13 protein-coding genes are annotated in these 13155 nt (G+C 53.6%); 3 read left to right on the top strand and 10 right to left on the bottom strand.

Annotation, left to right across the window (positions count from 1 at the left end; genetic code table 11):
• Window positions 1-188: 188 nt before the first annotated feature.
• From DF283_RS10085 to DF283_RS10065, 5 genes are all read right to left on the bottom strand, one after another.
• The gene (locus DF283_RS10085) at window positions 189-419 is read right to left on the bottom strand and encodes a hypothetical protein (protein WP_303674706.1); all 231 of its coding nucleotides are present in this window, start codon (window positions 417-419) and stop codon (window positions 189-191) included.
• Between the two features lie 124 nt (window positions 420-543).
• Window positions 544-804, bottom strand: coding sequence for a hypothetical protein (locus DF283_RS10080; RefSeq protein WP_303674704.1), 261 nt, complete (start codon window positions 802-804; stop codon window positions 544-546).
• An 81-nt stretch (window positions 805-885) separates the two neighbouring features.
• Window positions 886-1806, bottom strand: a complete 921-nt coding sequence (locus tag DF283_RS10075; RefSeq protein ID WP_303674703.1) for a major capsid protein P2 — start codon at window positions 1804-1806, stop codon at window positions 886-888.
• Between the two features lie 356 nt (window positions 1807-2162).
• Complete coding sequence (locus DF283_RS10070; RefSeq protein WP_303674702.1) at window positions 2163-2675, bottom strand: hypothetical protein; 513 nt, start codon at window positions 2673-2675, stop codon at window positions 2163-2165.
• 2 nt (window positions 2676-2677) lie between these two features.
• Window positions 2678-3475 (bottom strand): hypothetical protein, encoded by a 798-nt coding sequence (locus tag DF283_RS10065; RefSeq protein WP_303674700.1) that lies wholly within the window; start codon window positions 3473-3475, stop codon window positions 2678-2680.
• Window positions 3476-3647: 172 nt separating this feature from the next.
• On the opposite strand from DF283_RS10065, the gene DF283_RS10060 reads away from it, so the two are divergent.
• A complete protein-coding gene (locus tag DF283_RS10060; RefSeq protein WP_333782283.1) occupies window positions 3648-4355 on the top strand; it encodes an MnmC family methyltransferase in 708 nt (235 codons plus the stop codon).
• A 445-nt stretch (window positions 4356-4800) separates the two neighbouring features.
• On the opposite strand, the gene DF283_RS10055 is transcribed toward DF283_RS10060, so the two are convergent.
• The 3 genes from DF283_RS10055 to DF283_RS10045 form a co-directional block, all read right to left on the bottom strand.
• Window positions 4801-5928: a hypothetical protein gene (locus DF283_RS10055; protein WP_303674698.1), complete on the bottom strand. Its 1128-nt coding sequence runs from the start codon at window positions 5926-5928 to the stop codon at window positions 4801-4803.
• Window positions 5929-6158: 230 nt separating this feature from the next.
• Window positions 6159-8090, bottom strand: coding sequence for a sensor histidine kinase (locus DF283_RS10050; protein WP_303674697.1), 1932 nt, complete (start codon window positions 8088-8090; stop codon window positions 6159-6161).
• Window positions 8091-8148: 58 nt separating this feature from the next.
• The gene (locus tag DF283_RS10045) at window positions 8149-8877 is read right to left on the bottom strand and encodes a response regulator transcription factor (protein ID WP_303674695.1); all 729 of its coding nucleotides are present in this window, start codon (window positions 8875-8877) and stop codon (window positions 8149-8151) included.
• Between the two features lie 460 nt (window positions 8878-9337).
• Between DF283_RS10045 and DF283_RS10040 the strand changes: the two genes are divergently transcribed.
• Entirely contained in the window at window positions 9338-10609 is a 1272-nt protein-coding gene (locus DF283_RS10040; protein ID WP_303674694.1) for a hypothetical protein, read from the top strand.
• A complete protein-coding gene (locus DF283_RS10035) occupies window positions 10609-11316 on the top strand; it encodes a hypothetical protein (protein ID WP_303674693.1) in 708 nt (235 codons plus the stop codon). The genes DF283_RS10040 and DF283_RS10035 overlap by 1 nt, the downstream gene beginning before the upstream one ends.
• A 124-nt stretch (window positions 11317-11440) precedes the next feature.
• Here DF283_RS10035 and DF283_RS10030 read toward each other — a convergent pair whose 3' ends face one another.
• Window positions 11441-12154 (bottom strand): sigma-70 family RNA polymerase sigma factor, encoded by a 714-nt coding sequence (locus DF283_RS10030; protein WP_303674692.1) that lies wholly within the window; start codon window positions 12152-12154, stop codon window positions 11441-11443.
• A 484-nt stretch (window positions 12155-12638) separates the two neighbouring features.
• Window positions 12639-13052 carry a hypothetical protein gene (locus DF283_RS10025; protein WP_303674690.1) on the bottom strand — a complete coding sequence of 138 codons (414 nt, stop codon included), beginning with the start codon at window positions 13050-13052 and terminating at the stop codon, window positions 12639-12641.
• Window positions 13053-13155 lie beyond the last annotated feature (103 nt).

Genomic DNA, 13155 nt, shown 5'->3' with positions numbered 1-13155 from the left:
TGCGCCCCCACCCACCACATTAAAATCACTTGCCCACGTGTATGACGGCTGAAATGATACGCCACCCTGATAGCTATCAGACTGCGCCGCACTGTAGGAAGGGGCTGGAGCGAACGCTGCACCTAACCCTTGCCCTAACCCCTGGGCGCTAGAGCCAATAGCCGCCAATGTCATTGGATCAACGCCCATTAGCTTTTCCCTTTTTTGTAAAAGTAATAAGCCGCCGCACCAATGGCAGCAATCCACAATAAAGAGCCCATTCCGGGCGCTGGATTTTGGGCGTTTTGAATTTCAAAGCGTTCCTGATCCAGTTGCGCATCATCTTTCAGGCCCCTAGGCGAAATGGCCGGAAAAGCAGGCTGGAATTGTGGCTGATTTCTGGGGTTACTTTGGAAGAATCCAGGCGGGGGCCAGGTCATAGGCAAGCTTTGAGGACTGTTAACGCGTGGAATCACGGGTAAGATGCTTTGAAAGCCGTAATCTAGTTGCGGATCGTATGGGGCAACTCCTGTTTGCTGTGCGTATCCAGTCAAAATCATAAAATCAGTCCTTCATTAAAGCGAAAAGTAGAACGCCGCCAATCAATAACAGAGGAAGCCAATCCGCACCCTGGTTATAGGCAGGTGGGTAGTATGGTATGGGCTGATAGATCGGGGAACGTTGGGCCGGAATGGTGTAATACTGCCCCGAATAGGGATCATACTGATACCCGTTCATGCTTTGATAGCCCAAAGACTGATTCCAGCCCTGAGCAAAGCCGGAAGTCAGGTTAACAAGAGTGTCTTCAACTGTGTCCAAAAACACGATAGCCCTCATTTCCAAACAGTGCCCACCCAAAGCAGGCGGGCACTGTTTCATCATCAATCAAGCAAGCGAAAGGGTATTCTAAGCGGCTACGATGGCCGGTAAGCCGAAAATCCGCTCAGTGACAACCCGGTGATTGCCTGGGGCAACCGTCCAGTTGGTTTTAAGTCGGATGTCTTGCACCTTGCGCCCATTGTTCCGAACCATCGGTAGATAGCCCAAAATCTCGTTTTGAAGGGCAAAATCAAGGTGGAAATAGCCAGTTTGCGGGTTCCGTCCGTGCCATTCTAAACGCTGTTGCTCTACTTTGGGCGGGATTTGGTTGTAGATCAGCACGTTGTCGATGGTCAGGGTGGTGTTCTTCAGGGTGCCAGCCCCTAAACCGATATGCGCCGCCAAGTAGGCAGTGCCGGGATCTCTGGGTAAGTCAGACAGGGTATAATCGCCGGTGCTTGCGAAGTTTGCCGTGGTGGGCAGAATGCGCAAATGGGTAGCCATCGGGCGATCTTCGTCTGTTTGTACCGCGTAAACCTCAATGCTGGCTACGTTGGTCAGAGTGCCGCAGACAAATTGGCACTGAATGGAGTCAACGCCCTTGGTGCCCCAAGCATATTGGGTCTTTTCACCTGGCAGGGTGAGAGCATTGGAACGCACCAGGTCGATCACGGTGATACCTGGCACGATGGCCGCGCCTTTTGAATCCCCGTAAAAGCCTTGCAGCATGTTCAATTCCGAGGTTTTGGCATCTATCACTAGGTCGCCATTAACCCGAATTCGGATATCGGTAACTTCCGCTTCCGCTTGGGCCTGGGTGACTTCCACGCCACCGGCTGTCAAAAAACGAAATCGAAAACCGTAATAGGTGCCAGCCGTCGGGATGGCAAAAAGACCGGTTCCGTTACTAGCGAGGCCTGAGGCGTTCCCTAAAAACGACTCATATTGAAGCGGGATCGCGGCTTCACCTTGCGCCCTGTAAATTCCTTGTGCCGGGTTCGCAGCCATAAGGCTTTTTCTCCTCTATCTCAAAACAAAAAAGGTCTAAAGCGTCCCCACGCCATAGCCCACAGTTACATAGTTGGCCATCTGTTGCAGTTGAGAGCCGAAGCGGCCAGTTCCCGCCGCGTGCAAAAATGCCCCAGTGCCCAGAATTGTCGCAAACACAATTGCCGCTGTTTTCAAGGTTTATCCCCCTAAAATTAAGCGGTAATGCGAAGCGCTTTAGCCAGGTACAAACCGGCTACGGTGCCCAAAGCACCAACCATAATGGTTTTCAGCATATCATTCCCCTTTTTTGGTACGAACAAGAAAAAATCTACTACTACACTCGTTAGGGTTCAGCTTATCATATTTTTTTAAAATTAAAACACTTTCATTTTAAAAGCTGGGGAATCACCAATTTTCACAATGCACACCCCCGGGGGCAAGCTAGGAGCCTCTAAAATCAGCCGGTCAACAAATTGGCCGTACAAAATTTGCGCATCATCCGGGCCTTGCTGGAAAAGAAACAGATTCGTACATTGTTCCCGAATCGTTTTGTCGATCATCTGTTGCCGCTGGGCAATGAAAAACGCTTGGTGCCCGTGGTGCCTGCTTTCCGAAGCTATACGCCACATGCCTTCATCGGATTTTTTACAGTACCGGCCCGCCTCATCGATGACCAGTTGGGCATCGGTAGAATTGAAAGCCAGTTTTAAAAATTCGGCATCATCCTTGGTAACGTGGTCGCAGTGCTTCCAGCCTGCATCCTGCACGTGCGGGGTCAGCACAAAAACCGGGGTATCATCCTCCGTGCTGGCGGCAATGGTCATCCGCTTCACAAGCGACGTTTTGCCGGATAATGTTTTACCCAACACCAAAGAATGACCAATCAACGTTAGGCCGCTGTACTGGCTTCCGCTTCCTGTCTGCTTTTCGGGGCTTGAGCCGTCGGGGTTGGAATCGGCGGTTTTCCCGCTCTTTTGTTTCGGAAGTTTTGCCATTGATAGCTAATCCACATCTTTAATTTTTCAAGCTTAGACAGGGTTTTAGGCTGCTGAAACCGGGGAAGCGCGTACAAACCATAGGCGCACATCAGGCCAGCCCAAGGGGGTAAATTTACTGTCCCCGTCGCCCTGAAATATTCCTCGGTCGCTTCCTGGAGCATTTGCACTTCATTGTGACCCGCTTCTTTCTCTGCCCTGGGCCGCCATTCATCCCCAAAAGTGGAAACGCCAATAGTCAGGAAGCAAGAAACCAGAATGGTAGAACACATTTTAATCTGTGCTTCACTCTGTGCGGCTACCACTGCCTGTTTTTCGTCCACAACTTCCTGAGGGCTTTTTAACTGTACGGCACTGAGTCGAGGCCGTCCAGGACGACATTTCAAATTTCCGTTGCGCGTTGTCACAGGCTCACCAGATGCCGTAGTTTCGTGCAATTCCGGATTGAATTTTCTGCGATATCTGTCTTGTAAATGGGAGTATTTTTCATCGACCGCATAGGCGGGCTGTTTTGGCTCAGGCTCTTTTTGCGCAGATATATAGTCCTGTGTGGCCGGTTTTTTTGATGAAAATAAAACCCCCAATGCTTCCGGGGTCATTTCCTGAATTTCAGGGGTATTCTGAACCTCTGGAGGCACACTTTCCACAACCGCTTGGACGGCTTCATCAGCCGCGATCTTTTCGTTTGCCATAACTACACTTTGTCACCTACAATATGCCTAGAGTTTTATAGTATCAGATTGCCGTAGTTTTTCGGCAAAGATACCGTAAATTTATATTTTCAATTTGGTATTTGAATACGGAGGTTTAGAGAGATGAGTTAAACATGCTTCCCGAAATTGTTAATTTTGCGGAAGAAATCTTATGCTTATTGCCGAATATTATGAATCTGTCCGGCTAGTATGGGATCAATGCTCGAAAATTGCAGGCAGTTGCCAGGAGTCTGGCTCCTGTTTTTATATGCACAAATTCGAGCATGATATATATTATCGGACGTTGATGAACCAGCTCGACACGAAGGGGGGCTCTACCAGTATTGCTCTGCCTGTAGTAGATAATTGCGCCATTCAATTCGAATTTCGGGTGCAAGATCTTCGGAAATGCCTCCCGGAAATTCAGGGTGATTTTGATGCAGTGTTTCACGATCCGTTTTCCCCGCAAAAAATGCCCGAACTATGGACGGTGGATCTGTTCCGGCACTATCAGACCCTGTTGCGGCACCGGCAGGGATTGGTACTGACCTACAGCACTGCGGCTGCCGTGCAAGGCGGTCTGCAGGAAGCCGGTTTTCAGGTACTAAAAACCAGAGGATTGGGTCAAAAGGCCGGGGCCACCCTGGCCCTCTGCGCCAATCTGGATGCGCAGCCATTTTTGGTCCACGCCATCAGCCCTGAGCCTTGGGAGCAACTGTATTTGCAAAGCCGGGCAGGTATTCCCTACCGTGATAAAGGGCTATCACACAGTCGGGATCAGATTCTGGCCACTCGCCTGCAGGAGCAGCAGCAATCCAGTCGGCCCAGTGGCGCTTCGGCCTTGAAACTGAAACCGGGATATGGTCATTCTGACCGCTAAGACAATGCGCATCTCTTGAACCTGATCGGGGGTGTTACTGCTTGCACTCAACTACTACAAGAGTAACTGGTTTTTGTGCTGTATGTTTTAAGTTTTGTTGTGTCATTTTTAAATGTTAAGTACAAACTAGCATAACTAAACAATAAGCATAACTTATTTTTTAGTGTCGAACGACTTAATTAAAACGTCAAAAAAACTGGATTACTCAAAAAATGCCTGAAAAACTTAAAAACAGCCTCCTTGCACCAGTCAGTTTTTAAGCGTGCAATCACGGAGATTATAGCCCCGAACTGAAGCAAGCGGTCATGCCTCTTTCTTGAAAGTGGAGATTTTCAGCTTAGCTAAATCCCACTTAGCACGATTGAGACCCATTTAGCACGCTTGCGACCCTTCAGCGCTGTCAGAAAGCCATAGCCCCGGGTCAGGCCTGCTGGCGACGCTGGAACTAAAAAGCGCTGGGGCGTGCGGGATACCCCCAACGTCCAGCGGGCGGGGGGTAAACCCCGAACCGGGTTTGTTGGGGCAGGTAGAGCGACGGGCGATTTTTCAGGGAGGAGGGGAAGTGGGCACATGTCTGCAGGGGGTGGCTGGTGGGCTGACTCACAGGCTTCTTGGAGGGGCGATGCCCCCAGAAACCCTCATTTTTGACGGATTTCAATCGTCCCTGCGCGTCTCGCTCCAGCTTGTTTTTGCCCAACAGCGGGCGAATGGTCCAGTCCTGAATTTTCAGCATCAGCTTGTCAAAAGGGTGGGCGATCAACGGTACCAGCCCGATGCCAATGCCCACGGGAATGGGCTTTTGGGCCAGCAGCCGAATCATTTTCTGCTCATCAAACTGAAAATCTTTCAAGCCCCGCATGGCGTCCAGATCCTGGGGCAACTCCGCCAGCAACTGCCCAAAAATGGGGATGCGCTTCAGTTTATCCGGATTTTTCTTCAACACCCATCGCTCAACCGGGCCCATTAGTCGGGCAATGCCTTGCCCCCGTTTGGACAAAAAGGGTTGCAGCTGTTGATTGGCCCAGGGCAGGCGCTTTCTGGCAAACTCTTTCAAAAAGGGGCTTTGCTGCACTTTTCGACCGTACCAGGTCTTGTCGGCGGTCATGTATTGGTCCACCCAGTGCGCGCCTTTCCCAATCAACATGGGGGGCACCAGCAAGGTGGCCACCGTGTGAAATACCCCCAAATCCAGCGCCTCGGCCCCTGTTTTTTTCGTCTTTTGCCATCGACTCAACTCGGGTGAGGCGTCATGGTATTTCTTGGGCAGCGTGGTGCCCATGTCGGCCAACACATAGAGCGATGAAACCCCATAGCCCAGCATCTTGCCCAGACCGCCCAGGTAAGGGCCCATAAATTCGCCCACCTCATCGGCGTAACCCAGATAGCGCAGGCTGGTGTCCCGCCAGATGGAGCGATCCTCATTTCCATGCCCGGATGCATGGGGCGGCGCGGAACCCATCGTCTTTTTCAATGGCTGCGGCTGACTGTGTCTGAAAATCCCGGGCCGGGCCGGGGCAGTTCCAACGCGTGGCTCCAGGGCATCGTTCTTGGGCGGGATGGGCAGAACAGTCATGTTGCAGGTCCATTTTGCAAGTCCATTTGGCAAGTTCCCTGGTTTAAGCCGTCGGGCTTAACCGGTTGCCGGGGTCAAATGGACATCCTGACTTAAAAGGGTATAACACAAGGGATTTGGGCCAGCAACGACCTTCCGGGATAGTAATCACTTTGAGCGAGCGGTGCTGGTTGGCTGTAGTGATTAAACCGCAACTGACCGTTTTGTTGACCACTCTGGATGGTCTCATTTCAGGCGGGTTGCTCCATAGTGGCCCAATCCAGATTGTCTTGATAGAGCGGAATGGTAAAGGACACTTCAAAAGCCCCTTCCTGATAGGTCAGTGCGATACTGCCAGCCATGGCCTCCACCAGTCCCCGGGTAATGAACAGGCCCAGCCCGCTGCCCCGGGTCGTGCGTACCAGACTGTCATCCAGCCGCTTGAACTTTTCAAACAGGCTGTTTAACTCGTCCAGATTCTCCATGGGCACCGGATCGCACTGGTTCACCACCCGAATTCGCAAACTGGGTGCGGCAGGGGGCGCGCCGGTCTCGCCCGGTTCCGCTTCCACCGATACCCGAATCGGGGTTTCCGGCAGCGAGTATTTGACGGCGTTATCCATCAGGTTCAGCAGGATTTGCTCCAGCCGATCGGGGTCCGCCAGCACCGAAGGAGCCTGTGCCTCCTCGGCGAACTGGACGACAATTTCCCGTTGCTCCTTGGCCTGAATGAACTGCACACAGTTATCCAGCAGCAGGGCCAAATCCACCCGATCGGGGTAAACCCGCAAGTTGGCGGTTTCCAGATCGGGGATGACCAGTAGATCTTCCACCAGCCGACTGAGGCGATCCGCTTGCTGGCGAATGGCCTTGATATGCTTCTGACGGGTTTCAACGTCCAGCGTGGCGTCATAACGACTCAGCCGGGACACATTGCCCTTGATGATGGTCAGGGGCGTTCGGAACTCGTGGCTGACCGTGTCAATCAAGGTGGACTTGAACTCGTCCATCTGGGCCAGCTTCTGGTTGGCCTCCTGAATGGTCTGCCAGGAATCGGCCGTTTTACGAGCCATGCGGTTAAATTCCAGGGTCAGGTACACAATCTCGTAGGGGGTAAAAAAGTTGCTTAGCAGGCGAATCCGGCGGAAGTAATTGCCATCGCCCATGGCCTTCACCCCTTTGATTAGTTGCCGGAAATTGCGGCTGATGCCCAGAATGTAAGGCAGTACCAGCAGCAACATCACCGCCAGACAGGCCAGCGCCAGCAACAGGGTTTGGGTGGAAGCCCGGTTGATGTACTTCAGTTTTACGTTATAGGGCGATTCGATAATCACCCCCCAGTTGATTTCAGGCATCTTGACGATGACCTTGGCCAGTTTCTGCGGGGCTTCATCGCCCTCCTCTCCGTCCTTTTGCCGGACGGCCTGCGGCTGGGAGGAGAATTCGTGGGTGACCCCCGGACTGATTTTGGCAAACTGCTCATAATCCTTGCCCTGAATGCGCTCCTGATGATCGGCCCCGGTGGGCCCGGCGATGATCACCCCGTTGCTATCAATGATGTAAAAGGCACCATACAGGGAGTTGTTGGAGCGAACCAGCTTTTCCAGATAGGGAAAGTTTTTTTGATGCACATAGTAGCCCCCTGGTTTGGGCAGTGGCATGACCGCCCGCAGGAAATAGGGGCTGTCCTGCGGGTTGCCGGTTTCAAAGTAGATCACCTCAAACGGCTGGAAGTGTAGGGGTGTGGGGCCCTGGGCGGAGGGGAGCAGGGCCTGCCCACTGCCCGGGTTCAGTTGTGACGGCAAGCGCAATTCCGGGCTGATGGACTGAAAGTCCCGGTAGGCGGCCTGTTGTTGCTGCCCCTGTGCGTTATACAGACCCACGGCATAAATATTGGCGTCCAGATCCATCACTTGCTGGGCCGAACGGGTAAAAGGCTGGTCCACGGACAGAGCCTGCGACACCAGACGGGCCAGCATGACCGTTTGTTGCTTTTGCCAGCTCATTTCCGTGTCAAAATCCTGATACAAGGCCCGGGCGGTATGTTCCGTAAAGCGGCCCATTTCCTTGCGCAGCGCTTTTTGATTGATGTTGTTGATCAGCAGCGTGGCCCCCAGCAGAGGGACGCTAACGATCAAGCCAAAGCAAATCAGAATTTGCTGATAAATTCTGAGTTTGGGCATATTGAAGCGAATCATGGAAAGCGGCTTTCAAAGGGTTGGGGAGGGGAGGCGGAGTGGCCTATGGGGTGGTGGCCGCTTCCACAAAGGGGTTTAACCGGTAGCCCACATTGGTCACGGTCTGCAGGTAAACCGGATGCTTGTGATCCCGTTCGATTTTCTGGCGGAGCCCACCGACATGAACCCGCAGCATACGCACGTCCTCATCGGCCTCATAGCCCCAAACTTCCTGCAGCAGGGTGGCGAGAGACACGGCTTCGCCCACGTGCTGCATCAGGCAGTACAGGATTTCAAACTCGGTGGGGGTCAGCTTGATGATCTGCCCCTTCAGCACCACCTCCAGCGAAGAGGGAATCAGGCGCATTTCTCCCGCTGACAGGACTTCATCCTTCTTAGGGGTATTCACTTCTTTGTTCAGGGTGCCGGTACGCCGAAACAGGGCCCGCATACGCACCATCAACTCCTGAAACTCAAAGGGCTTCACCAGATAATCATCGGCCCCGGCGTTAAAGCCCCGGATTTTATCCTCAATGGTCCCTTTGGCCGTTAGTAACACAATGGGGACACTGGCCGAACTCCGGGTGGCCCGGATGCGTTTGCACACTTCAAACCCATCCAGCTTGGGCATCATGACATCCAGCACAATCAGGTCATAGGTCTTGGCTTCCGCTTTTTTCAGGGCGGTGAGCCCGTCACTGGCGGAATCCACGTGAAAGCCCATCAGCTCCAGATCCAGGCGCAGCAGATCAATAATTTCCGGGTCGTCATCCACTACCAGAATATTCACCATGGCCAGCATCTCCGCAACAGTTTGTGTTTGTGAGTTTATTTTGTGAACCAGAGTCGGTGGTTGGCTGCAAACAGGCCACCCCGACGGATCACAGGATGCGACCCCTGAGCTTGGGGCGGCATATACCCGACCATTGTACCAAAAGAAGCCCAAATCCGGGAAAACGAGCCTCAAGCTCCGCTTGCCTACCTGTTTTACCAGACGGCAACGCCAATATTCTTGTAAACAGCCATAACATAAAGCGAAACAGGCACAACATTGATTCAAAATGCTTGCTCTCCTCAAACTACTTGCTTTCCAGGAGCTTTCGTCCTTAGCGCCTTTCTTTTTTTAAAGTTTTCTCCCAGAGCCTCGTTGGGTTGTTTATTTAAGGTCTAGCAAAAAAATCCGGTCAACAGGTTTCATGCAAACAAGTTCACACCACACTTGGGACATTTGGGGACAATCACGCATTATGGGCATGCAACCCGTTGTAATGAATCCGCAGGCACCCGTCTACACCAGTGGACGACCGACAGCCTGGCCCAATGCCGGGCCTAACGCTGCCCTGTACGGTCAGGGGCAACCGGCCATGGGCATGACCCAGCTCCCCGGTATGCCGCGTCCACCGTACTTGCAGAACACGGCTCCCATGACAGCTTCCGGAATAGCCTCCGGGGCAACGCCCGTCATGGATGACTTGCCCAGCCCGGATCAATTACTGCGTGGCCCTGTGCCCATGCGGACGACCACTTATGTGATTCCCAACGTTTTCGGCCCGGGCCCGGCAGAGCCTGCCTTGCCAGCACCTTGTCAGGCGGCCCCTTCCGTGTGCGCCCCGACCCGGCAAGCCTATCAAACGGCCAGCAGTTTTCCTGTCAATTCACTGGACCCTTCGGCGCCCGTACCACCGCCCTATTTACTAGCGCCCTGGCTGTATGGCCTGCACCCCAGTGCGGTTCAGCCAGCGGCACCGGCCAGCATGATGCCACAGCCCATGCAGCCGCAGCAACCCCCTGCCATGCCACCTCAGCAACCGCCGCCGCAAACCCCACCGGCTGCCGAAAACAAGGGCCCCAGCACACCGCTGGATGAGAGCGCCCTGAGCGATCACCAGATTCGCTCCCTGAACGAACGGCTGAACAGTGAAACCGAGGACACCCGGGCGGACGCGGCCATGGAACTCTTCAAAATCCTGGATCAGGACCCCAGCCTCTCGCATCGGGAGCCTTACAGCCGCTACGTGAACGCCTTTATGGAAAAAATCCTGAAAGATCCCAGCGCCGTGGTGCGATCCGCTGGAGAGCTGGCCTTGCAGACCGGGCGGGTTCAACAACCGTCGGAAGGGGTGATGTCCCTACTCAACGAGTTAAGCAACCGTCCCACCGGGCTCAGCGGAGAGTCGGGGATTATCTCCTCCCTGCTGGGGTCCATTCGCAACCAGACCCTGGGGCAAGGCTTTGATAAGACCCCCGGGGCCATGACCATTGATCCGGTCACCCGGGCCCGTTCGACTCCCACGCAGCCCCCCGCTGCGCCTACTGACGGGATGGCTCCGCAAGCGCCCGGGCCCGCATCAGCCCCCATGCCGCAAGCGCCTGTTCAACAGGCTCCCGGAATGGGGTATGGGCCCCCGCTCACCGGCAACGGCCAGCAATTGAATTATGTCAGCCCCAGCCCATCGTTCATGGGTCCAATGGGGCAGAACCCGGCACTTGGACAACGTTTGAACCTACAGGAGGGGTATCCCTAATGCCGACTACAAATGGAGTCAGTAATTCAGTAAACGCCATTGCCAGCAATGGCCTCGGTAAAACCCCGCTGGGTCTGTTCACCCTGGGGGCTCTCGGTTTTGCCGCATGGCGCATGCAGGATGCCTTTGTGGGCAGCAAGCAGGAAGTGGACCAGAAGATCTCCGGCCTCAAAACCACCAACGATTATGATTATGGATCGCATGTCTGGGGGCAATACTCGGGCAATCCGGGCATGGATCGGCTGGATCATAAATTTCAGGGCTTGCTGATATACGGCCCCCTGCGGCTGAAAGAGCATTGGCAGAGCTTTAAAATCAGGGTGGGAAACTTTTTTAGCAATGTGGTGGGACCCAACCTCTTGCCGCTGGGCGTTGGTTTGGCGGGCCTGTACGGCACCATCGGACACCAGACGATGAGCGGCTATGGCCGTAACATTGCCGACTGGTGGAACCGCAGCAACTTCTTTGACAGTACCGCCTGGAAAACCCTGAAAGGGGTGGGCGGCTCGCTGGGTAGCGGACTATGGACGGTCATCAAAAGCCCGGTCAAACTGATGTTCAAATCTCCCCAACACTTTGCGGTGGGTAGCGGCGTCGCCCTGATTGGCGCCTTCTTCCTGAAACGTTTTACGGACACGGTGAACGGCGATGCCCAGCGAGACTTTTTCAGAGATGATCTGTATTCTTCCCAGCACGATGTGCGGTAGTTGCACCGTCCAAGAAAAATACTAAAATCCCTTCCCCTCTTTTTCATGCCGTCTTTTTCCAATAAAAAGACCACTGATTCGAATGATTCAGTGGTCTTTATCAAACGGGTGATTCGAGAATTGCCTAGCTGAAGTTGGGGTTATAGCCCCGACGCTGCAACTCCAGTTTAATCTTGTCTAAACCAGCCTGTACAATACGAGAGGTGCGGGAGGGGGAGATGTTGTAGGTTTCCCCGATTTCACGCATTTTCATGTTCTTGAAGAAGCGGGCTTCAATAATCTGCTTTTCCCGTTCGGGCAGCTTGGAGATGGCTTCCCGAACCACTTTGGCCATTTCCTTCAGCTCGGAATTCTCTTCCGGGGTGTAAGCGTTGTCTTTAATCTCGTGCGGGTTGTCCGATTCCATCATGCTATCCACGGACAGAATGGCTCCGTAGACCGCTTCACGGGCCTTGCCCTTTTCCGCTTCAAAGCCCGCGCTGACTTCATCATCCTCGCCGCTCTCCCCGGAAGCGTCCTGGCTGGAGTCCATGCTTACCTGCTTCAGGGAGTACCACTTGTAGCGGTAGCGCAATTCGTTGCGGATGGCCCATTTAATGGCCGTGGAGAGGTAGGTGACGTTAAAATCCCGATCCGGATTGGAGGTTAACAGCACGTGAATGGCAATCGCCCCGATGTTGACCACTTCACTGAAATCAATCAGGTGGTTGGGAAGCCTGCTGTACTCTACCCGGGCTACGGTTTCGATCAAGTCAACGTAGTCGTTGACTGTCTTACGGGGTTTCTGAGGTGAGTCGGATGATGACTTGGACACCATTAACGCTTGTCGAGCCGCCATAATATTACTCCACATTAACATTCTACACTGAAGAAGGCCAAAAGAGGGAGCCTGTACCTCGAACTCTTTACCTTCAAACATCAAAGCGTTGCAGCCTTGAGTGATACCCATTCCAGTGATTCAAGTGACAAAATGCCTGTCCGGTGCGGTCAATCCCGTCTTTTTTAAGGGATTATCACCAGCCATTCATTTTAAAATCGAATTACCAGCCTCTGTTTACCCATGCCTTTACACGGTTTCGTCCTGAAAGTGCTTACACTCAGGTCGACCGATTCCAAACACACAGTCACTAAAGCCTTTGACCTCCACCTCAGGCTTCCCTTCCCGGATTCGGTTGATGTTCCCGGTTATGAGTCCGAGATTTTATCAACCCTCATTTAAATAAAAACACGGAATGATTCAGGATTGCCCCATTCATAAAAATTCGATCAAAAAAAGCGCCTGAACCCTGAAGCTCAGACGCTTTTTTGATTAAACCGATGAGTTAAGCCAGCAAATTCAGGCTCATGCCATTACCCATCGGAGGCATCATGCCAGGCTGAGGGAAGGGCATGCCGGGCTGGGGCGCGGGGAACGACATGCCGGGCTGGGGCTGTGCCTGTTGGCCCAACATTGCTTGCGGGGGCATGGCCGGGTTAAAGCCGGGAGTCAGCCTCGGTGCGGGCTGGGGTTGACCCATTATGGGCTGAGAAGGCATGGCGCCCGGTGCGCCAAAACTGGCCATGTCGGAAGCGGCAGGCGGGAAAGCCGACTGGGATTGAAAGGGCATTGGAAAGCCGGGTTGCGGAGTCATCTGAAGTTGCGGCGCTGCCGGGGAAAATTGCGGCGCGGCGGGGGGAAAGCCCTGTCCGGGCGCTGGCATCGGGAAACTGGGCGGAAAGGCCGGGGGGAAATTCATGCTCATAACGAGTCCTTTATGATTGACAGAACCAAAGTGCGCCCATGCTACCCCTCACACGGACGCAGGCAAAGGGTACGTTAGCGTTTCTTAATAATTGGAA

Origin of the sequence: Vampirovibrio chlorellavorus (genome assembly GCF_003149375.1) — a bacterium.
GTDB lineage: Bacteria > Cyanobacteriota > Vampirovibrionia > Vampirovibrionales > Vampirovibrionaceae > Vampirovibrio > Vampirovibrio chlorellavorus_B.
This window is presented reverse-complemented; position numbering and strand designations above follow the sequence as displayed.

Bases quoted from the DNA above. Each gene is read 5' to 3' on its own strand.
- DF283_RS10065 (WP_303674700.1), bottom strand. From the start codon at position 3,475: ATGGCAAACGAAAAGATCGCGGCTGATGAAGCCGTCCAAGCGGTTGTG.
- DF283_RS10025 (WP_303674690.1), bottom strand. From the start codon at position 13,052: ATGAATTTCCCCCCGGCCTTTCCGCCCAGTTTCCCGATGCCAGCGCCC.
- DF283_RS10075 (WP_303674703.1), bottom strand. From the start codon at position 1,806: ATGGCTGCGAACCCGGCACAAGGAATTTACAGGGCGCAAGGTGAAGCC.
- DF283_RS10055 (WP_303674698.1), bottom strand. From the start codon at position 5,928: ATGACTGTTCTGCCCATCCCGCCCAAGAACGATGCCCTGGAGCCACGC.
- DF283_RS10040 (WP_303674694.1), top strand. From the start codon at position 9,338: ATGCAACCCGTTGTAATGAATCCGCAGGCACCCGTCTACACCAGTGGA.
- DF283_RS10060 (WP_333782283.1), top strand. From the start codon at position 3,648: ATGCTTATTGCCGAATATTATGAATCTGTCCGGCTAGTATGGGATCAA.
- DF283_RS10035 (WP_303674693.1), top strand. From the start codon at position 10,609: ATGCCGACTACAAATGGAGTCAGTAATTCAGTAAACGCCATTGCCAGC.
- DF283_RS10050 (WP_303674697.1), bottom strand. From the start codon at position 8,090: ATGCCCAAACTCAGAATTTATCAGCAAATTCTGATTTGCTTTGGCTTG.
- DF283_RS10045 (WP_303674695.1), bottom strand. From the start codon at position 8,877: ATGGTGAATATTCTGGTAGTGGATGACGACCCGGAAATTATTGATCTG.
- DF283_RS10085 (WP_303674706.1), bottom strand. From the start codon at position 419: ATGACCTGGCCCCCGCCTGGATTCTTCCAAAGTAACCCCAGAAATCAG.
- DF283_RS10030 (WP_303674692.1), bottom strand. From the start codon at position 12,154: ATGGCGGCTCGACAAGCGTTAATGGTGTCCAAGTCATCATCCGACTCA.